This window comes from Mucilaginibacter inviolabilis (assembly GCF_011089895.1).
GTDB classification, from domain to species: Bacteria; Bacteroidota; Bacteroidia; order Sphingobacteriales; family Sphingobacteriaceae; genus Mucilaginibacter; species Mucilaginibacter inviolabilis.
The window spans coordinates 171,400-191,527 of the sequence record NZ_JAANAT010000006.1 but is presented as its reverse complement, the minus strand read 5'-3'; the positions used below and the strand labels follow the sequence as shown (position 1 = coordinate 191,527).

At 43.4% G+C, this 20,128-nt stretch carries 16 protein-coding genes; 4 read left to right on the top strand and 12 right to left on the bottom strand.

Annotated elements, in window-relative coordinates:
• Window positions 1-117: 117 nt before the first annotated feature.
• From G7092_RS29845 to trxA, 4 genes are all read right to left on the bottom strand, one after another.
• Window positions 118-600: a DUF4304 domain-containing protein gene (locus G7092_RS29845; RefSeq protein WP_166095969.1), complete on the bottom strand. Its 483-nt coding sequence runs from the start codon at window positions 598-600 to the stop codon at window positions 118-120.
• Window positions 601-668: 68 nt separating this feature from the next.
• A complete protein-coding gene (locus G7092_RS29840) occupies window positions 669-2,036 on the bottom strand; it encodes an ABC1 kinase family protein (protein ID WP_166095967.1) in 1,368 nt (455 codons plus the stop codon).
• 8 nt (window positions 2,037-2,044) lie between these two features.
• On the bottom strand, window positions 2,045-2,698 hold the full coding sequence (locus G7092_RS29835; protein ID WP_166095964.1) for a TetR family transcriptional regulator C-terminal domain-containing protein: 654 nt from the start codon (window positions 2,696-2,698) through the stop codon (window positions 2,045-2,047).
• A gap of 100 nt (window positions 2,699-2,798) precedes the next feature.
• Window positions 2,799-3,095 (bottom strand): thioredoxin, encoded by a 297-nt coding sequence (gene trxA, locus G7092_RS29830; protein WP_166095962.1) that lies wholly within the window; start codon window positions 3,093-3,095, stop codon window positions 2,799-2,801.
• A gap of 528 nt (window positions 3,096-3,623) precedes the next feature.
• On the opposite strand from trxA, the gene G7092_RS29825 reads away from it, so the two are divergent.
• Window positions 3,624-4,511: an alpha/beta hydrolase gene (locus G7092_RS29825; protein ID WP_166095960.1), complete on the top strand. Its 888-nt coding sequence runs from the start codon at window positions 3,624-3,626 to the stop codon at window positions 4,509-4,511.
• Between the two features lie 306 nt (window positions 4,512-4,817).
• Here G7092_RS29825 and G7092_RS29820 read toward each other — a convergent pair whose 3' ends face one another.
• The 7 genes from G7092_RS29820 to G7092_RS29790 all read right to left on the bottom strand — a co-directional run bounded on the left by G7092_RS29820 (window position 4,818) and on the right by G7092_RS29790 (window position 14,799).
• Complete coding sequence (locus tag G7092_RS29820; protein WP_166095957.1) at window positions 4,818-6,002, bottom strand: acetyltransferase domain-containing protein; 1,185 nt, start codon at window positions 6,000-6,002, stop codon at window positions 4,818-4,820.
• A 91-nt stretch (window positions 6,003-6,093) separates the two neighbouring features.
• Window positions 6,094-6,990: an MBL fold metallo-hydrolase gene (locus tag G7092_RS29815; RefSeq protein WP_166095955.1), complete on the bottom strand. Its 897-nt coding sequence runs from the start codon at window positions 6,988-6,990 to the stop codon at window positions 6,094-6,096.
• 77 nt (window positions 6,991-7,067) lie between these two features.
• Window positions 7,068-8,726, bottom strand: coding sequence for an ArnT family glycosyltransferase (locus G7092_RS29810; RefSeq protein ID WP_166095953.1), 1,659 nt, complete (start codon window positions 8,724-8,726; stop codon window positions 7,068-7,070).
• A gap of 151 nt (window positions 8,727-8,877) precedes the next feature.
• A complete protein-coding gene (locus G7092_RS29805) occupies window positions 8,878-11,427 on the bottom strand; it encodes a phosphocholine-specific phospholipase C (protein WP_166095950.1) in 2,550 nt (849 codons plus the stop codon).
• Window positions 11,428-11,613: 186 nt separating this feature from the next.
• Window positions 11,614-12,738: a TIGR03364 family FAD-dependent oxidoreductase gene (locus G7092_RS29800; protein ID WP_166095947.1), complete on the bottom strand. Its 1,125-nt coding sequence runs from the start codon at window positions 12,736-12,738 to the stop codon at window positions 11,614-11,616.
• Between the two features lie 15 nt (window positions 12,739-12,753).
• On the bottom strand, window positions 12,754-14,112 hold the full coding sequence (locus G7092_RS29795) for a DUF5690 family protein (protein ID WP_235953972.1): 1,359 nt from the start codon (window positions 14,110-14,112) through the stop codon (window positions 12,754-12,756).
• A 3-nt stretch (window positions 14,113-14,115) separates the two neighbouring features.
• Window positions 14,116-14,799 carry an HAD hydrolase-like protein gene (locus G7092_RS29790; protein ID WP_166095945.1) on the bottom strand — a complete coding sequence of 228 codons (684 nt, stop codon included), beginning with the start codon at window positions 14,797-14,799 and terminating at the stop codon, window positions 14,116-14,118.
• Between the two features lie 185 nt (window positions 14,800-14,984).
• On the opposite strand from G7092_RS29790, the gene G7092_RS30930 reads away from it, so the two are divergent.
• On the top strand, window positions 14,985-15,209 hold the full coding sequence (locus tag G7092_RS30930) for a GDCCVxC domain-containing (seleno)protein (protein WP_498366047.1): 225 nt from the start codon (window positions 14,985-14,987) through the stop codon (window positions 15,207-15,209).
• A gap of 6 nt (window positions 15,210-15,215) precedes the next feature.
• Here G7092_RS30930 and G7092_RS29780 read toward each other — a convergent pair whose 3' ends face one another.
• Window positions 15,216-15,794, bottom strand: coding sequence for a helix-turn-helix domain-containing protein (locus tag G7092_RS29780; RefSeq protein ID WP_166095942.1), 579 nt, complete (start codon window positions 15,792-15,794; stop codon window positions 15,216-15,218).
• 255 nt (window positions 15,795-16,049) lie between these two features.
• On the opposite strand from G7092_RS29780, the gene G7092_RS29775 reads away from it, so the two are divergent.
• The gene (locus tag G7092_RS29775) at window positions 16,050-16,634 is read left to right on the top strand and encodes a phosphonate degradation HD-domain oxygenase (protein ID WP_166095940.1); all 585 of its coding nucleotides are present in this window, start codon (window positions 16,050-16,052) and stop codon (window positions 16,632-16,634) included.
• 180 nt (window positions 16,635-16,814) lie between these two features.
• A complete protein-coding gene (locus G7092_RS29770) occupies window positions 16,815-20,111 on the top strand; it encodes a carboxypeptidase-like regulatory domain-containing protein (protein ID WP_166095937.1) in 3,297 nt (1,098 codons plus the stop codon).
• Window positions 20,112-20,128 lie beyond the last annotated feature (17 nt).

The window sequence follows — 20,128 nt, the reverse complement described above, 5'->3', positions numbered from 1 at the left end:
TGTGCGCAGGCTGAGAGGGGTTTGTATGCCTGGTAAGTCCCCACGAAGCGCGGAAACCCCTTCCTTCCCTTCCCCAAGGAAGGAATCGCGCTATCTCTGGCTCTTTCCCGGATATTATTACTCTTTTAAATTCGCAAGGTAATAATTCGTTTGTTCTTGAGTAAGCCCCATCGGTTTTCCATCTTTGAGCATCTGGTGAAGATCATCAGTCGATTTTAGTTTCTCAAATTCAGGGATGACCTTATTGGCGACTAAGGCTGAGATCTCATCTGCCGCTAAAACAGCATCTTTTTCACTGTCGACCATCCACCATTTATCATGATGTTGATCCATGAACGAACCGATTCGTTTATGATAATGCCTTGTATGTTCGGGAGGGAGCCTTTCATCATCAAACTTATAGAGTTTGGAGGAGAATATCTCTATGTTCAAAGTGATCTTTAGTCTGCTGGCCGAAGAACTTTGACTGCTTTGCAATCCGATATAGTAAGTAAGATCGGGTGTTATGCAGCTGAAAATGTTGCCCTTACGCCTAAATTCCAGGGGCTTCAGTATAAAGGTTAATTGATCTGTAATGATTTTCTTAAATTCTTTTGACACTATTTTTGGCAATTAATTTGATAAAAATTACTGCTATCGGCCAACCGAAAGCCGCCAACCCCAAAAGCCTAATATTCCAGCACCACGTGCGGCTTATAAGTATCAGTTTTAACCTGGGCTTTGAGCTCGTGCAGAATGTTGTACAGACCAAAATTAGTACGGTTTACATAGATAAAATGCTTTACGCCGCGGGCCTGTTTAAACTCGGGCAGTTTGGAAAGCCGCTCGCCGAAACGGTATAGCTGATCGAAGAATGTTGTCTGGCTAAAATCAAAGTGATCATGGATGTAAGGCATGGCAAACAGCTCTATCATTTCACGGAACTGGGTATAATAAAACTCTATCTGCGCAGGACTATCATCTTTGTGGATCATATCCAGCTGGCGGAAGGCCTTGATGGTTTCTGCTTTATTATCCAGCAAATTGGTGGAGGTAAGCGAAAAGAAGGGGTAATAAAAATCCTCTGGCATTTCTTTAATACAGCCAAAATCAATAACACCTAATTTGCCATCAGGGGTGATCAGGAAATTGCCGGGATGTGGGTCGGCGTGTACGGCACGCAGTTCATGTTGCTGAAAATTATAAAAATCCCACAGGGCTTGTCCTATCTGGTTGCGTAGCTCCTGCGACGGATTCGTGGCCAAAAACTCACGCAAGTGTTTACCCTCGAGCCAGTCCATCGTGATGATACGTTTACTGCTCAGTTCGGGATAATACTGTGGGAACAGGATGTTGTTCAGGCTAGCGCAAGCAGTTGAAAATTCGATGGAGCGACGTACCTCCAGTTCGTAATCGGTTTCTTCCAGCAGGCGTTCTTCTACCTCGCGCATATAAATATCCAGATCCCGCTCACTCATACCCAGCATCCGGAAGGCAAAGGGTTTTACCAGTTTCAGGTCGGAGGATATAGAGTCGCCCACGCCCGGATACTGGATCTTCACAGCCAATTTTTTACCATCGAGCTCTGCCTCGTGAACCTGACCGATAGAGGCGGCATTGGTTGAGCGGATGTTGAACTTAGTAAAAATCTGGTCGGGATTTTTACCGAAATATTTTCTGAAGGTTTGCACGATCAGCGGTCCCGAAAGTGGTGGCGCGTTGTATTGCGATTGCGTGAATTTATCTACATAAGCCTGCGGAAGCAGGTTTTTATCCATGCTGAGCATTTGCGCCACTTTGAGGGCGCTGCCTTTGAGCTCGCTTAATGATTTGTAGATGTCGGCGGCATTATCCTCGTTCAACTCAGATTTGTCCAGATCCGGATTGAACAGTTTCTTGGAATAATGCTTAATATAATTACCGCCAATTTTAATACCTGTAGTCACAAATTTGGCCGAACGCTGCACCTTGGTGGTGGGCATACTATTTTGTTCGGGAGCGCCAGATCCCTCTAAACCGTCCCCGGTGGGGGCGATTTTATCATTCTCATCTGTCATAGGTAATATTAAAATCCCATCTTATCCTTTATGCCACCATTTTTAACCAGGAACTTGCCATACTCCAACAGATTGTCGATAGGTGAGCGCTGAAACAGATCGAACGTAACGTTGAGGCCTTTTTCAATGGCTTCGTCGGTTTTTTCGAACCCGGCAGAATTATCATTCACCCAAAAGTTCAACACAAATACAAACTGCACCCAAAGGGCATCTTTGTAACGTTTGCTGAAAAATTTACGGTCGCTTAGTTCTGATGATTCTAAACCTTCTTTCAGTATCTCGTCGGCAAAGTTTTCGTAAATATCTTTCAGCTGCTCAAACACACGTGGTGTGGTAAAGCCCTTGGGCTGTTTGTTGATGGTGTAAATGGCAAAGCTGCGGCTATTTTTGATCAGCTCGAAAAAGCCATAAAAGAAAGACAAGGCCTTTTCGCGGGCGCTGTATCCACCCCAGATTTCTTGTCCACGGATCTCTGTTAAAGTCTTGCGGGCAAATTCGGCCCATATGTTTTGTTCAACCGCTTCAAATGAGCCAAAAAACTGGTAAAACTCAGCCTCGGTCATTTCGTTTTGCTTGGCAAAAATGTAAACCGATTTAGGCTGTGCGCCCTCAGTCAGTACATAATCAATATACGCGTTCTGGATGCTTTCGATAGTTGCCATAATTTTGAATTTTTAAGAGCCTCATCTAAATCTCTCCGAAGGAGAGGACTTTTTGTATTTTTTTAACACCCTCTCCTTTGGAGAGGGCCGGGGTGAGGCATTATATAAACTGCTCCACCGCCTGTTGTAATTGCCGGGCCTGTATCACGCCGCTTTGTCGCCATTTGGTTTGCCCTTTTTGAAATATCATCAAGGTTGGTACGCTTTGTATTCTGTAGGCGCTGGCTGCCGATGGGTTTTTGTCGATATCTATTTTCAGGATTTTCACTTTGTCGCCAAGGGCGTGTTTTACATCCTGCAATATGGGCGGCATCATTTTACAAGGGCCGCACCATTCGGCCGAAAAATCAACCAGTACAGGGGTTTCAGATGCTATAATTTCCTGGAAATTTGCCATAGCGTATTTATTTTAGTTCAAGGGTGAAAGTTCATAGTCCACTTGATATGAACACTCTAATTTCGTAAAAGTTTAGGGTATTTACAGGAGTGTAGGATATTATGACTTTGGGGTTATGATAAAAAATACGTCATTGCGAGGTACGAAGCAATCTCTAAGCTTTACAGGGCGAATAAGGCGTGTTGTAGAGCGCTCAATTGCCGCTGAGGCTGTTACTTTGTCTTGATACAAAGTAACCAAAAATCAAGTCATCAGAAATGCTTCTTTGTCGCACGTGGCCTTTGCCCTACAAACCGGGCAGAACTACGGGCTGCTAAACCTTACCTCTACTTCGTTCGCTTATTACCCCACGCTTCAGGTAAGGTTCGCAATGCCCCTCCTTTCTCACGGGCCCGCATCGTTCTGTCCACTTTCGCCCGAAGCTTATCTGCTGACGGGAAGAAAGAAAAACCACCTCGCAGTCGCTTGGCTTCAGCCGAGTGACGGTAGTAAACATAGAAACACTAAATAAAATCCCTAAATTTAAGCATGCAAACTAAATTAACCATCTGCATGTACCTGCTGCTGGCTTTGCCTATAGCCATACTGGCGCAGGACAAACCAATCGTGATACCGCTTTGGCCGAAAGGTGCACCGGGTTTTGAGAACCGGCGAAACGAGCCAGAGCAGGCTAAAGATTATTGGGTGAAAAATATTCATAATCCATCGCTTACGGTTTTTGCCCCACCGGCGGGCAAGGCCAACGGCGCGGCTATTGTAGTGTGCCCGGGTGGTGGGCACCGTTTATTGGTATATACCGCCGAAGGGATTGAGCCTGGTAAATATCTGAGCAACCTGGGGGTAACTGTTTTTGTGCTGAAATACCGCTTGGGCAGGGATACCCTGTCGCCTTATAAAATTGATGTGCATGCCAAGCAGGATGGCTACCGTGCTATGCGACTGGTGCGTAGCAAAGCCGCCGAGTACGGTTTGGATACTAACAGGATCGGGATGATGGGTTTTTCGGCTGGGGGCGAAGTGGTAGATATGGTAGCTTATGGCCCGGGTAAAGGAGATGCCAATGCTCCTGATCCGGTAGACCGGCTGAATGCCCGGCCAAATTTTGTAATTCAGATATATCCTGGGCCGTTATACATACCCGATGAATTACCTGCGGATGCGCCACCGGCTTTTTTACTGGCTGCTAATGATGATCCCTGTTGCTCGACACCGGTAGTGAAACTGTTGAACGCATACAGGGCGGCCAAGATACCAGTAGAGGTACATTTGTATACACAGGGCAGCCATGGTTTTAATATGGGCAACCGTTCCAAATTGCAATCCATCAATACCTGGCCACAGCGCCTGGCTGATTGGCTAACGGATAATAACTATTTAACCCCGGTAAGGAGGGAACGGCCTAAAGTGTTGCATTGAGTATAGCCCCCTAACCCCCTGAGGGGGGAATTTTTGATTAGCAGAAGGGGAAATTAAACGCTCGGTATCGACTCATCCCGACATCGCTGTGCTTGTCACCCCTCTCTCCGCTTTGCGCATAGAGGGGGGGATATTTTTTGTCATCTTAAGGAACGAAGGATCTATTTTACGATTGAAAGTTCAATAATAGGTGCTTCAACTGTTCAGCATGACAAATCTTTTCCTTACCCTCTTTGCGGCAAAGCCGAAGAGAGGGTGGTCCAGCGAAGCGTAGACCGGGTGAGTCGGCTCTGCAAGACTTCCGGCTTACAAATAACTCAACCACCATTGTTTATGGATTTGCTTGTATTTGCCAAACCATCTGCATGGGAAGTAGAGCGAAGCGATAACCAGCAACCATATCAGGTAAACTACCGGCAAACCATAGCCAAAGTTGTTGGGGCGAAACCAGAGAAATGATTGGGGTGCAACAATATCCTTACTGGTATATCCCCAGGCAAAAAAGAAAATGATGCTTAGTACCCTGATGATATAAAAATGCGGTACGTAATAAAAAAAGGGCACCTTACCATAAACATTAAATATACCGGTAAGCTTGTTTTGTATTTTCTCGAAGTAAGAGAGCAGCAACATTGATACGCCGAGCGTCATGCAGAGATATAATAAAGAGCAGGGATACTTGGTGGTGTTCAGGAATGACATTACTGTATAGAGCGCATTACGCTGTACTGCCCATGGCGAGGGATCGCCATAAATATTGATGGCGCGCAGGATAACAAAGATGCCCAGTGTAATTAAACCGGCATAACGTAACTGCCTGCGCCGGAGTACAGCATCATAGCCTGAACGGTAAAGCGCGCCAAAAGCATAACCCAATAGCATAACGCTGGTCCAGGGGAGTATGGCATAGAGGCAAAGTATAAAGTGCGATTTGCCTAGCGGTATGATGGCGGCCCTTGCTGTGAACAATAGCTTAGTAGCAGCATTATCTGTGGAAGGATTGAACAGGCCGGGCAAGTCAAACAAGTTATGGCCAAAAAACAGCAGTAAACCAATCAGCCCTATTACTTTTACCGGCAGGCGGTTGAGTAACCCTAGGATGATCATACTGATGCCTATTGCCCATATTACCTGTAAAATAATGAAGTCATAAAACGGATTGGCCGATATAGCCAGGGTAATAAGCACAACTTCTACAAAAGTAAGCCAGAGGCCCCGCTTGATCAGAAAGGCGGAGAACTCACCCGGATTGCGCCTGGAACCTGCCAGGTTAGCCGATATGCCGCTCAGGAAAACAAATGTAGGCGCGCAGAAATGGGTTATCCACCTGGTGAAGAACAAAGCCGGTGTAGTGTTGGCCATGTCAGTAGGGTTCACACTACTCAGGTGAAAAAAATCGCGTACATGATCAATAGCCATAATGAGCATGATGAGACCGCGCAGCACATCAATAGACTCGATACGTTGTTTACTTCCTGATAATAATGACATTGATAAAAGCTTAAGATATATGAAGATACATTAAATGGTTGATATTTAATGCAATAGCTTAAGCGTTTGATGTCGGCAAGAAAATGTCGATTCAGACACTTAGCTCTTCATAGGCAGCGGTAAGTCCGCGCTCAATACCATCGCCCTGCCACTCGGTTACGCCAGGGATAGTTTTAATGGCCAGGATCTCTTCTTTGCTTTTGCCTGCTTTAATGCTACTGTCTACATAAGTTACCAGGCTTTCCATAAAATGCTGCATAGCTTTTACATCGGCCATATTACCGGTTACTTTTTGAGGATCGAAGGCATGACCGAAAACAAACAGCGTGTTTTGGTCAAATTGTTTTTGAGCTTTTTCCAGTACAGTAATCCAGCTTTTGCAGGATGCGCCCGCGCTGCGGTCAACAAAAGGGTAGCGGCGGTTAAACACCAGATCGCCGGTATGTACCACGTTGGCATTTTCAAAATGGATAAAACTGTCGCCATTGGTATGGCCTGCGCCAAAGTAGTGCGCGGTGATGTGCTCATCGCCTACTTTAATCTTCCATTTATCGGTATAAGTGGTATCCGGGTATAATTGTTTGTCTTCGGTTTTTTGTTTAACAGCGGCTGCTTTCTGGTTAGTGAGTGAATTAGCATGTGCCGCTACGTTTTTGGCGATACCTTTAAAAGAGATATTACCGCTGGTATGGTCGCCGTGGTGATGGGTATTGATAAGCCATTGAAAAGGCAGATCGGATTGTTTTTTGAGCTCAGTTATCAGGTGAGTGGCGGGCTCTGGAAATTCAGCATCAACCACCACAATGCCTTCTTTATTTACCAGCCAGGCAATGGTGCCGCCCTGCTCGGCAAACATACCCACATTGTTGCGCAAAGGTTTAAACTGATAAGTGGGGTCGGCCAGCAGTGATGCAAAGCTTTTATGGCCCAGTAATGCTACAGAACCTGCGGTAAGCACGGTATTGATTAAAAACTGACGACGTTGCATAGTTTAGTTTATTGGTACAGCTAAGTAAATTTAGGTAATTATTATTAGCAGATAAACCTACCTGATGTAACAATATCCTATGGGTTTAATAATACCACCTGTACCTCCGATAATTCCGTTTCGCGCGTGGCACGGTTCAGGAATTTGGGTTTAAGACGGGTTACGGAATAGTGTTTAAAAGTTTTGATAACCGTAAACTTCCAACCTTTGGCTTCCAGGTCATGCAGTACTCCGGTATTGGCATATAGCAAGCCTTTGCCTTTTATTGGTGGAGAGTCGGAAACTTCTGTGGAGAGTACATGCAGGTTAAAGCTGAAATCGTCATGAAACTGACCGTCATTAATATAAACCGGTAGTTGCTGTGGATTGTTCTGATTGATCCATAAGGCGGCTTCACTTCCGGATTGGTAATGCAATAACGACGGGTAAAAACACAGGTTAAGAAACAGGTTCACTACAAATGAGGCCAGCATGGTACTGAAAATGATCCGCTGCATGCCGGTAGCAATTTTGCCCGGTAAAAACATCAGTAATAACAGGAATATGGCGATGATTGATCCGTTAAGCCAGCCAAAGGTTTCGGGCCGATAAAAATACCAGAGTACAATTGTGATGAGCAGCATCAGCACCATAACAACAGTTTGAGTGATACGAACCGCTTTGATACTCTTGTCGGTACTGAGTACTCTAAGATATTGTGCTGTGATTATAGCGAAAAACGGGAATACAATATTTAAATAATGCGGCAGCTGAAATTTGGATGCCGAAAACAACAGGAAAGTAATGAGCGATCCGCAGATGCAATACCACTCCTGCGCTTGTACATTTTTGATCCCTTTTTTAATGAACTGAAATATGGCCGCAAACAATAACAGCGACCATGGCAAAAATGCCCAAAGCGTGGTATGTATAAAAAAGGAAGGATCGCCGTGCCCTTTGATAGGACCGGTATTAAAAAAACGTCCGAACTGGCTATCCCAGAAAAAGAATTTGATGCCGGATACACCAGTGTGTCCAAAGACCACTTTTTCGGGATGGAGATCAAATTGCTTATAAAGGCACCAAACTTCGGGTATGATGAATAGCAATACCAATATTATGGCCACCAACCAGCGCCAATGAAAAAGCTGTTTCCATTGCCTGGTGATCAATAAATGACCAACTATAGCACCGCCTATCGTGATCAGCGCAAACATACCCTTGGTCATTACCGCGCAGGCAGTAAACAGGCAGGCTAGCACCAGCTGCCAGAAGTTGTTTCGGGTATATGCTTTATAAAAATGATAAACCGAAGCGATGATCAGCCCGGTTAAATAAGGTTCGGCACGTACATCTGTATTGGAGAGGATAATGTGCTGGGCGGTAAGTAATATCAGCACGGCCCACAGCGCGGTTTGCTTGTTGTACAGGTCTTTGGCAAAAAGATAGGTATAAATTACACCCATCATCATAAACAGGATGCCTGGTAGTTTATAGGCCCAGGTGGTAAAGCCAAAACATTTAAAGAATACAGCGGCTATCCAAAACGGAAAATGCGGTTTATCGAGCCAATCGGTTCCCCATGCAAACAGGTCGGCGTAGTTGTTGCGCAGCACCATAGTTTTGGCTATGTTGGCGTACAGGTTAGCATCGGGCCCCATAATGGTGGTGAACAAACCGGTAAAGTTGATGATCACAGCCAAGCCGATGAACAGGTATAGCCATTTGGTTTGATGGTCGGTACTGGGTTGATGCATATGAGCAAGCGGGGTATAATGGCTGTAAATATAAGCAGATTATTTATGGAGCAATAGGCCAATAAATGATTAACAGACGTACGTCAAAACCGAAACAAAAAATGCAGGGCTTTAATGCCCTGCATTTTTTGTTTCGGTTTTGCATGTTCGCCTAGACCACTTTTCCCATCAACGGGTCGCTATAGCTGTGCTGTCCGGTTTCCACACGGCCGGCGTATCGTTTCTCGAAGGTTTGGCTGCCGGTAATTTTTACGCTGAAATCATACCAGCCATGGCTTTTGGCCAGGTTAAGTACTAGCGTGCTTTGTCCTTTACCTGCTAATACCTTTTTAAGGTTGTTGGTTTTATAGGCATGATCTGTTATTTCGATGGTGTGGGCTTTGCCATCGGCATTGGCCAGTTTTAGAGCAACGTTGCCGGTTAGTTTATTGCCGGTGTGTTCGTAGTCGCAGGTTACATCGAGATGTGGATCGTTGGCATTACCTTTATACTCCCGGAAGAAACCGTTAGGGCCATAAACACGCAGATGGTATTCATCGTTCTCAAATTCATGTACGGGCCAGTTATCAGTCAGACTGTCACCCGCGGTAAGCGCGTATGCCCAGGTGCGTAACGATTCCATTTGCTGTGGATCGTTAAAGCTAACATATTTGCCTGGCGCGTAAACATTAAATGGCGCTCCGGTAGCTTTATTACCAAATACCTTGTTATCCGCAGTGAATTTTATTTCGAACGATTTTTTATCGGCACTCAGTTTGCCATCAGCGTATAATTGGTATGGAAGGGCACACGATGGTTTGATGCCTTTTTCCTGTTGCGCCATGTATGGTGATGAGTGCGGGTCTTTATTGATTTGTGCTATTTCATCGGTAGTAAGCAGCTTGTAGGTAGGCAGTTTTTTAAATTTTGCCTGGTGTATGCTCTCTAAAAATGCATCTTTTGCTACAAATTCAGGGTTGGCTATTTTTTCGCCATTATACGGTCTGAAAACGCTGGTTAAATCGCCGCAAATGGTACGTCGCCAGCTGCTGATATTTGGTTCGGCAACTTTTTTGCCCGTTTTTTTGCTTAAAAAGCCCTCCAGAAATTGCAGGGTTGAGGTGTGGTCAAATACTTCGGAATTTACCCAGCCACCTCTTGACCATGGCGAAGCGATAACCAAAGGCACACGATATCCCAAACCTATGGAGCATTCCCGGTCAAACATCTGGGGGAAATTATTGCGGGCTTTTTCCTGTGCAAGGGTTACAAAATCAACACTAGTATCAATACCTTTTGAGGTTAAGCCGGTGCCTGGTTTTTTAGAGTGAGGTACTACAAATGGTGGTACGTGGTCAAAATAACCGTCATTTTCATCGTATGCCAATATGAAAATGGTTTTTTTCCAAACCTCGGGGTTCTGGGTCAGTATATCCATTACTTCGGATACGTACCATGCGCCAAACCAGGCTGCGCTGGGGTGGTCTGAGAAGTTTTCGGGAGCCGATATCCAGGAAACAGTTGGCAGTTGCCCGGTTTTTACATCCTCCCTAAACTGGTGTAAAACATCGCTTTTAGGTACCAGTAATTCGCGCTCGGTACCGTTATCATTATATTTCAGATTTACCAGTTCGCGGTAGTGAGGATCATTGATGTTGGTGACAAAGCCTTTCTGGTGCAGGTTTTTTTCGCGTTGCGATAACGTGGCAAATTTACCCGGATCAAGATTGGCCATATCTTTTTTGATATCTTCCAGATCTCGTTTCTTCTGTTTCAACTGTTTTTGCAGGTGATCAATGTGCGCGTCGCCGGTTGGCAAAGCTGCTATTTGTTTTTCCAGCGCGCTTATTTCATCAGGCAAAAGGGTGAACCTTTTTTGCAGGTAAGCAATATGATTATCATGCAGCTTGATATTGTACTGACCAAAAAACTCCAGCGGATTATCCTGAAAGTTAGATAACCATGAATCTTCCTCGCCTTCAAAACCGCTATCAATAGCTACCTCGTTCTGGTAATGTTTCCAGGAGATGCCATGATCTTCTAAACGTTCAGGAAAAGTGGCCCAGTTAAGGGTACCATAATCCATGTCTTCGTTCCATACGTGAGCCAGCGAATCTTCATGCTGTTCGGCGCGTATGGTTCCGCTCCAAAAATATAACCGGTTGGGATTGGTGCCGGTTAATGCCGAGCAGAAGTTCTGATCGCATACGGTAAAGGCATCAGCAAGGGCATAATAAAAGGGCAAATCTTCCCGGTTATAATAACCCATAGTAAGGGGCATGTGCCTGTATTCTTTTATGCCATTTTGTTTTACGTTGAGCCACTGATCATACTTGCCATCATTACGGGCATTTACCTGGTTGGCCCAGGAATGTGGCAATGATGACATCCAGGTAGCCTTGGTGCCTTTAATATCCAAACGGAAAGGGGCATAAGTTTCACCAGCTTTGTTGGATTGCAGCCACACTTTATTCTTATTTGGCAAGTCAATAGCCCGTGGATCGTTATACCCACGCACGCCTTTTAGTGTACCATAGGTATGATCAAAAGAGCGGTTTTCCTGCATCAGGATCACGATATGTTCGGCATCCAGATAGGTACTGCCGGCAGCCGGGTTAATGGCCATCGCTTTTTGAATTGATTCGGGTAAAATACTGGCCATGCCAGCCGCACCGGTAAGTAATGCTGCTTTCTTTAAAAAGTCTCTGCGGGTATCAAACATTGGTGTTTAGTTATTGGTCCATGGTCGGTAGCTCATAGACTATGGTTGTTATTTTCGTCCATAGTCGATGGCCCATAGACCATGGTTATTATTTTTTCAATATTAAGAAATTTTAAAATCTATTGCCGATATATTGTATTCTAAACTTTAAATTAATCTATGGTCTATTGACCATAAGACTACAACTTAATTCCTCGCCGCAATCACCTCTTCGCACAAGCCAAATGATAGGGTCATTCCGTTGCCGCCCATTCCGTTGATGATAGTTACACCAGGTTCAATATCAACAACCAATTCGGTGGCCCCGTTAGTCATTTTGGGGTAGATACCATGCCATGACTGCAGGAGCTTCCAGTCCTTAAAGGTGGCAAAAGTATGTAAGTACTCCATTATTAAATTATTAATAAATGCTTTATCAAAAGGGTCATGTACCAGACCATATTCATGCGAATCGCCAATGGTTAATTCACCACTGCCATTTTGCGAAACCATGACATGAATACCCCATTTTAAATGTGTAGCATATTGTTCTTCGTAACGCTTGCGTAAAGCCGGTAACGATGCCGCTGCCTGAAAACCAGGGTAATGGATCATGGATAAACCGCCACATAAAGACGGACCTATGCGCCACTCATCGGGCTGACTAACCAGGCGCATCATCTGTAGCTTACATTTGGTAATGGGGGTTTGAGCAAACAATTCGGGGTATAAAGTTTCAAACTCTGCACCGCTGCATACAAATATTTCATCAGCCTGCCAGCTTTGACTGCCCGATATTACTTTGGGATGTTCGATACGGCTGATGGCAGTATTCCAATGAAATTCCACATCATATTTTTCGGCCAGGTATTTGGCTACTTGTCCAACAGCCACACGCGATTCTACAATCATATCCTCACCGCTCCATAAAGCGCCTTTTAAACCTTTAGGATTAACAGCCAGTGATTTGGCAAAGGTTTGGGCCGGGGTTAATAAAGCGCAATCTCTGAATTGATGATTAACTTCTACATATTCCTGAATAGCCAGCAATTCATCATCATGATAAGCCAGGTGCAATGAGCCAACCTCATTATGCCATATATCGGCTTCGGTACAAATGGTTTTCCAGATACTGCGCGATAGCATGGCACGGTCAAACATCGGCCCGGTTGCCTGCCCAATTGGCCATACCATTCCAAAGTTACGGATGGATGCTCCAACGGCACGTTCGTTACGTTCAAATACGGTTACCTTATAGCCACGCATGGCTAAAGCGCGGGCAGTGGCTAAGCCTACAATACCTGCGCCTATAATGATCGCGTTTTTGTTCATTTGTTTTATGGTTAATTAGTTGATCGGATTGCCAGTTATGAGATGGTCGTTGCTCAATAAGTCAGTGCTCTCATTTTGACTTTTTAATTTTGAATTTTGACTTGGCCTGGCGCTTTGCAAAAAGTAAATAAGCGATAGCACACCGCAGATGCCGCCAATAAGGCCAACAATCATAACACCTTGCTGAAAAAAGTGGCCCCAGCTAATGTTTGGATGCCCCAGTTCTCTTACCAGTAATATACTTACACTACCCAGGTAACCCATGGAGTCGGCCACGTACATGATAAAACCTACGTTGCTTTTATAGTTGAAAGTGGCAATCATACGCTCAAAAAATATGGCATTGTAAGGTACATAACCCAGGTAAAGACCAAGGCCGGCCATGGTCATCCAACTTATAGGGCTTATCAGTTTCATGGTAAACAGCATGGTAGATACGCCAACCAATAAGCAGCCACCGATAATAAACAGGTGAATGATACTAAAGGCCCTCAGATTCTTTTTAACCAAAATGAGCAAACTCATGGCTACCAGTACGATGACAGATATGATGGAGTCAATATTGGTATAAATGCTGTTGCTTTTTACACCCAGATCGGCCCAGATCTCTACCTCAAAATTATCGCGCACATCGCGCATAATAGTGAGCAGCACATAAATAATAATGGTAAGGATGATGCCCGGTAAAAACCGCATCAGGAATTGTTTACGCTCTGTGGCGTTCATGGGGCTGCGCTTGGTACGCAGCTTTTGATCCTCGGCCGTAGGGGCGGGCATCAGCTCCATACAAAACACAAAAAGGAGCAGCGGTAATACAAATATGGCGCCCGTTAAAAAAGGCATGTGGTATTCGTTCACATGAAAAACGTTTAGCAGGGTGCGTCCAACTGTTTTTACAAAACCCGAGGCAAATATTAAACTAATAGATAGCACTGCCGCCATAAACTCGGTAGAGCGGCGACCTTCCAGGTAACCGAAAACCAAGCCCCAGATCAGCCCAAGCGGAAAGCCGTTGATAAACAGGAAAATGATATTGAAAGGAGCCGGTACTATAGCAAAAGCCAGCAATGCCAGCCAGGCAATGCCTATTAAAGTTAAAATATATCGTGCCCTGTTTTTGCTGTTTACTTCGGCTATAAAACGAATGCCATAAAACTTGCTGAAGGTATAGCCCACCACCTGGGCTATTACCAGCCATACTTTATAATCGATATGGAGGTATTGCTGACCTGTAAAGGTGCCGGCAGCAAAAGCCTTGCGAAAAGCATACATAGATGTATATAATCCAAATGATGCCACAGCAGCCATTATGGATAAAAGGGAGTAGGGCCATTTGGCTATTTTGGCCCTTAACGAGTCCATCAGTTTTATCATTTTTTATTGATTTATGATATCAATTACCTGTGCTATATTATCAATGATGTGAGTAGGGTTAGAAAGTTCCAATTGCTCGCGGGTAAATGCTCCGGTGGTTACGCCGATTACATATTTGCAGCCAGCACTCTGCCCTTCGCGCACATCCGCCCCGGTATCGCCAACTTTGGCTGCCTCTAAGGGATCGGTTATGTTACCTGCCTTCATCATTTTTTGGATCATGTAGGGGTGAGGGCGACCAAGCTCTACTTCGTCAGATCCTACTATATGATCTATCAATCCTTTTTGGCGCCACTGCAGTCGGTTTACTATAGTGTTGGCAATATCACGGGAAAAACCGGTATTGATACCCACTTGGACACCAGCGGTACGCAATGCTGCAAATGTTTCTTCCACGTGTGGCAGGGCAACAATAGGTTCATGCTGATAAAAGCGGATCATCTCCTGAGCAAATTCCTGATGAATGTTGCTGATCAGTTCCGGAGTGATTTTATCGGTATCGCTTTCAATCAACAGCAATATTTGCTTAATGGCCACGTTTTTTTGATAACCCCTAAATGGAGTAATCTGGTTAAGCTCAATATCATAGTTGTATTTTTTTAAGGCGGCCTGGAAAGCTTTGCTCACCTCCTGTTCGTCTTTAACGGTAGTGCCGGCTATGTCAAATACCACTAATTTAATGGCCATAATATTGATGAAATAATGTTTAGCAATAGTAAACTTTGTTTATTAATATCAAACTAAATTTGTGTTAAGATATGGTTAAGGTGCGGGAATTTTTGTATAGAAATGTATAGCCAGCACTGTTAAACAACCTCTTGCTGATGAAGTAAATACGTGCTATCTATACTGGCTATAAGATCGGAAAATTAATGCTAGTTTTGCATATGGAAGTGATATTCGTCTCAGAAATTACCTGCCCGGTTTGTGGTTTTAAAAAGCAGGAGGAGATGCCGGTAGATGCTTGTCAGTATTTTTACCAATGCGGTAATTGTAATACGCTATTAAAACCTATGAAAGGAGATTGCTGCGTTTTTTGCAGTTACGGCTCTTGTAAATGTCCCCCGATACAGACTAAAGGGTCTTGCTGCAATTAAATAGGTTTATTTTTTTTCTTCAAAAAAATAAACCGCAAGCATGATAGCAGTGGTGTTACCGAGATTTTTTGGTGTATGAGGTATGCGTCCATCAAACAACATCGAGTCGCCCTGGTGTATGGGTATCCGCTCGTCATTAAACTGGTATTCCACCTCGCCCTGTAAAATATATTTGTACTCAAAAGCATCAGTTTCTACCAGTGGACGCGTGGCTCCGGGTTCCAATTCCAGTATTACAATATCAACGGTTGATTGCGTTATGGATTGTGTAAAAATGCGTTGATAATGAAATCCGATGGCGTGCTCCTTCTCAAAATGTTCGTATTCACTTTTGCGTTTTATCAGTATAGGCAAATGGTCGCTTTTGGAGCGGATATCTTTAAAAAAATCATTCAGGTCAATTTCCAGGGCCTTAATAATTTCAATCAGTACCATGAGCGACGGTATGGTTCTGCTATTCTCGATTTGTGATATCAGTCCTTTACTTACATTGGCCCTTACGGCCAATTCCTGTACGGTGATGTTTTTTTCACGGCGACGTTCTTTTATGCGGTTACTGATCTGTATCAGTATATCTTCTTCCATTCCTTAGTTTCCAATTAGCGGGTGCAAAGTAGTTTTCAAAATCCAAAAGTCAAAATTCAAAAAGTGTCAATTCATCAGGATCGTTTTTAAAATGACTTCTGAAAGTCAAAAAAATAGGTACCTAAACACCTAATAATGATATTAATGAGTTAATAACGTATAACCGATAGTTAATATTAAGAGAAAACGATATTTTACAAACATTTAATATTTCCATAATGTGGATACCCTTTATTTGCAAAAAATAAACTAATTATGGCTTTTTCCCAATATGATCCTCAGGCTGTTGTAAATGAAGTATTTTCATTATATGAAAAATTCGGAGACGAAGATTATATAGGCGAGCCGGTTTCGCAACTGGAGCATATGTCTCAGGCAGCCGCCCTGGCACAGGCCGAAGGTTTTGATGAAGAGGTAATACTAGCTGCATTTTTTCATGATATAGGGCATTTGTGTGCAGATGCCGAAGAAGCCGGAAGTATGGATGGTATGGGCAATGTTGATCATGAAAAACTGGGAGCTGATTATTTGCTGGAACGTGGTTTTTCGGAAAGAGTAGCCAATTTAGTACAAGGCCATGTGATAGCGAAGCGATATCTTACTTATAAATATCCGGAATATTATAACCGGCTATCTGATGCCAGCAAAGGAACGCTGGAATTTCAGGGAGGTGTAATGACCGAAGAAGAAGCCTTAGATTTTGAGTTAAACCCTGATGCCGAGCTGATTATAAGATTACGGTACTGGGATGATATGGCCAAAGAAATGAATCAACCTGTAAATAACCTCGATTATCTAAAATCCATAGCGTTAACCCACCTGCAACTGGTAAACAGTTAATATTTTCATATTAAGTTTTTGTAAGGAGTATGTAATTACGCTGTTACAAAAACCGCCTGCTTAACACAGGGTGAACATAAGATTAAGTATAGCTTAATACTAAATTGGTTTACTAATAATAAACAAAGTTTAGTATTGCTGCATGAAAAAATCAATCCTTTCACCTTTAAATTTTAGCAGATGAACAAGTTTTACCAGAAACTAAAAAACCTTATCACGGTTTTATTATTTTGTATTACGCCATCTATTTTATTTGGACAAACCAAAATAAGTGGTACCGTTACCGACGAAAACCATTTGCCGCTTCCTGGAGTAAGTGTGAAGATTAAAGATCAAAACAAAGGTACTGTTACCGATGTGGATGGTCATTACTTTATCACAGCCGCCAACGGGCAAACACTTATTTTTACATTTATTGGCTATACCCCGCAATCTGTGGTTGTGAGCGACAAGGCTATTGTTAATGTAAGCATGAATGGTAACAGCAAAACCCTTAATGAGGTTGTTGTAACCGCTCTTGGTGTTAAAAAGGAAACCCGCCGTATTGGTTATGCCTTACAGGCAGTAAACGGCGCCGATGTAACTACTGCACGTGACCCTAATCCTATTACCGGTTTAACAGGTAAAGTAGCGGGTTTATCGGTAGGTCCATCGGCTGAGTTATTGGGTAACCCTACGGTATTAATAAGGGGTAATTCAGTAAGTTTATACGTTGTTGACGGTTTCCCGATCAATACCGATACCTACAATATCAGCCCTGACGATATTGAAACCTATACGGTATTGAAAGGCCCTGCTGCAGCTGCATTATATGGTAGCCGCGCACAAAACGGCGCTATATTGATTACCACTAAAAAAGGGGAAAAGAACAAAAAAGGCCTAACTGTTGATATCAACAGCAGTACAGTGATGAACAAAGGCTTTTTGGCATTCCCCCGTATCCAGAGCTCATATGGTCCGGGTGAAAACACCTTTTATACCTTTGTTGATGGTAAAGGTGGTGCACCGGGTGGTGTGGATAGCGATTATGATATTTGGGGCCCTTATTTTGCCGGTCAGTTAATACCTCAATATGACAGCCCTGTAATCAATGGCGTACGTCAGGGAACTCCATGGGTAGCCCGTGGTAAAAATAACTTGCAAAACTTTTTGAAAACCGGTTATCAAACCAACAACAATATTTCATTAGGTTCTGTGGGTGATACTTATGTTACCCGTTTTTCGGTTTCGCAACAGCATCAAACCAGCTACATCCCTGCACAATACCTGGATATAGCCAATGCTAACTTTTACGCTTCATTTACCCCAACCAGCCGTTGGAAATTTGAAGCTAACGTTGATTTCAACAGACAATCAACTGATAATTTCCCGGATGTTCAATATGGTCCGAACAGTATTATTTACAACTTAGCCGTTTGGACAGGTGCCGACTGGAGTGTTAATTCTCCGGATATTAAAGCTATCTGGCAGCCAGGTAAAGAAGGTGTTCAATCGGTATTTGCCGAGTACACCCGTTACCATAACCCTTATTTGTTAACTGAAAAATGGACAAGGGGACATTATAAAAATGATATTTATGGTTATGTATCTGGTAATTTCAAGATCAATGAAAACCTGAACGCTACATTACGTTCACAGATTGACACCTACAATATCTTACGTACAGAAGATCTGCCATTCTCGGCCCACCCTTATGGCCGTGAAGGCAACATGGGTGATTACCGTGAAGATCGCCGCAACCTGTTTGATAACAATACAGAGTTGATGTTAAATTATAACTACACCGTCCAAAAATTCCTGAATTTATCGGGTGTGGTTGGTTCAAACTTGCGTAGTTTTAATTATAACTCCAGCTGGACATCAACCGATTATTTGAACGTTCCAGAGGTTTATACCTTTGCCAACTCCAGAAACCCGGTGCAGTCAACTGCTTTTAGTTCACAAGAGCGCGTATTAAGCGGTTATTACTCTTTGGATGCTACTTTTGGTAAATATGCCACCTTATCAAGCACGGGTCGTGTTGATAAATCATCGGCATTTCAAAATGTAACTACCTATTATTATCCAAGCGTATCGGTAGCTACGGTAATCTCTGATTACATTAAACTGCCCGAGATTGTTTCCTTCTTAAAAGCAAGGGCATCATACTCAACAGTTAAATCTGATGCATCTAGCCCAACAATTGGTCCGGCTCCTTTTAATGCTATTTCGGCATTGGGCGGCTCAACTACTACTAACAGTCCTAACTCAAATCCGTTGTTCCTGAACCCGCTGGGTTACGGCAGTACTTATAACTCGCCTTATAATGGTCCAAGCTATCAGCTTAATCCGTTTTATTTAACCAGTAAGCCGTATAACAGCCAGCCGGCTGCTTCAGCTTCTGATTTCCTGTATCAGCCAAACATCAAAACTTCAACCCGTGTTAACTACGAAGAAGGTTTTGATATTAAATTCTTGCAAAACCGTTTAGGTCTTTCGGCCACAGCTTTCCAGTATATTGATGGTCCGCAGATATTAGCCAACAGTATTTCAACCGCTACCGGTTACACTACTTTATATCTGAATGCCTTAAAAACCAAAAAAACAGGTTATGAGGCTTCGATAGAAGGTACCCCAATCAAAAATTTAGGTGGCTTTACCTGGAATGTTTTGGTTAACGTATCCACCTTTAAAGATGTGTATGAAGAGCTGCCTCCGGGACAAAATACATACAACCAGTTCTTTAAACAAGGCGACCGTACCGATAAGTTATACGGTACAGCTTTTGCCAGAACCCCACAAGGCCAAATCATTAATGACGCTGCCGGTAAACCACTGGTGTTACCTGTTGCCCAATATCTGGGTAACGAAAACGCTAAATACCAATGGAGCATTTCCAATAAAGTTCGTTACAAAAACTTTAACCTGGGTTTCCAGTTTGACGGATCTGTTGGTGGTGTAATTATTGATTATATGCACAACAAAACCATGCGTGGTGGTTCAAATATTGAAACTGCTACCGGCGCCCTTGGCGATGCCCGTTATAAAGACTGGCAAAACTTTGGTAAAAAAGGTTACAATGGCAGCTACATAGGCGAAGGCGTAACTGTATCAAACGGAACATCTATCAACTATGATCCAGTAACCGGCAGAATTACAAATTATGGCGCGCTGCAATATTCGCCAAACAAACAAACCGCTTTGGTGCAGGATTATGTGAGTAAATACTACAATGTTGATGAGTCAAACCTCATGAGCAAAACATTCTCCAAACTGCGCGAGGTAACGCTGGGTTATGATTTCCCGAAAGCATGGCTGGATAAATCATTCATCAGGAAAGCATCAGTATCGGTATATGGCCGTAACTTATTGTACTTCTATGGTGACAAACGCTTTAAGGATGTGGATTTAGATCAATATAACTATGCTACTTCAACCACTGTTTTACAGTCGCCAACAGTACGTAGCTATGGTGTCAACTTAAATGTATCATTCTAATTAAAAATCAAATTATT

Excerpts from the sequence above, each read along its gene's own strand:
- G7092_RS30930 (WP_498366047.1), top strand. The coding sequence starts at position 14,985 with ATGCTAGTTTTGCATATGGAAGTGATATTCGTCTCAGAAATTACCTGC.
- G7092_RS29770 (WP_166095937.1), top strand. The coding sequence starts at position 16,815 with ATGAACAAGTTTTACCAGAAACTAAAAAACCTTATCACGGTTTTATTA.
- trxA (WP_166095962.1), bottom strand. The coding sequence starts at position 3,095 with ATGGCAAATTTCCAGGAAATTATAGCATCTGAAACCCCTGTACTGGTT.
- G7092_RS29825 (WP_166095960.1), top strand. The coding sequence starts at position 3,624 with ATGCAAACTAAATTAACCATCTGCATGTACCTGCTGCTGGCTTTGCCT.
- G7092_RS29795 (WP_235953972.1), bottom strand. The coding sequence starts at position 14,112 with ATGATAAAACTGATGGACTCGTTAAGGGCCAAAATAGCCAAATGGCCC.
- G7092_RS29780 (WP_166095942.1), bottom strand. The coding sequence starts at position 15,794 with ATGGAAGAAGATATACTGATACAGATCAGTAACCGCATAAAAGAACGT.
- G7092_RS29815 (WP_166095955.1), bottom strand. The coding sequence starts at position 6,990 with ATGCAACGTCGTCAGTTTTTAATCAATACCGTGCTTACCGCAGGTTCT.
- G7092_RS29840 (WP_166095967.1), bottom strand. The coding sequence starts at position 2,036 with ATGACAGATGAGAATGATAAAATCGCCCCCACCGGGGACGGTTTAGAG.
- G7092_RS29805 (WP_166095950.1), bottom strand. The coding sequence starts at position 11,427 with ATGTTTGATACCCGCAGAGACTTTTTAAAGAAAGCAGCATTACTTACC.
- G7092_RS29820 (WP_166095957.1), bottom strand. The coding sequence starts at position 6,002 with ATGTCATTATTATCAGGAAGTAAACAACGTATCGAGTCTATTGATGTG.
- G7092_RS29790 (WP_166095945.1), bottom strand. The coding sequence starts at position 14,799 with ATGGCCATTAAATTAGTGGTATTTGACATAGCCGGCACTACCGTTAAA.
- G7092_RS29810 (WP_166095953.1), bottom strand. The coding sequence starts at position 8,726 with ATGCATCAACCCAGTACCGACCATCAAACCAAATGGCTATACCTGTTC.
- G7092_RS29775 (WP_166095940.1), top strand. The coding sequence starts at position 16,050 with ATGGCTTTTTCCCAATATGATCCTCAGGCTGTTGTAAATGAAGTATTT.
- G7092_RS29835 (WP_166095964.1), bottom strand. The coding sequence starts at position 2,698 with ATGGCAACTATCGAAAGCATCCAGAACGCGTATATTGATTATGTACTG.
- G7092_RS29800 (WP_166095947.1), bottom strand. The coding sequence starts at position 12,738 with ATGAACAAAAACGCGATCATTATAGGCGCAGGTATTGTAGGCTTAGCC.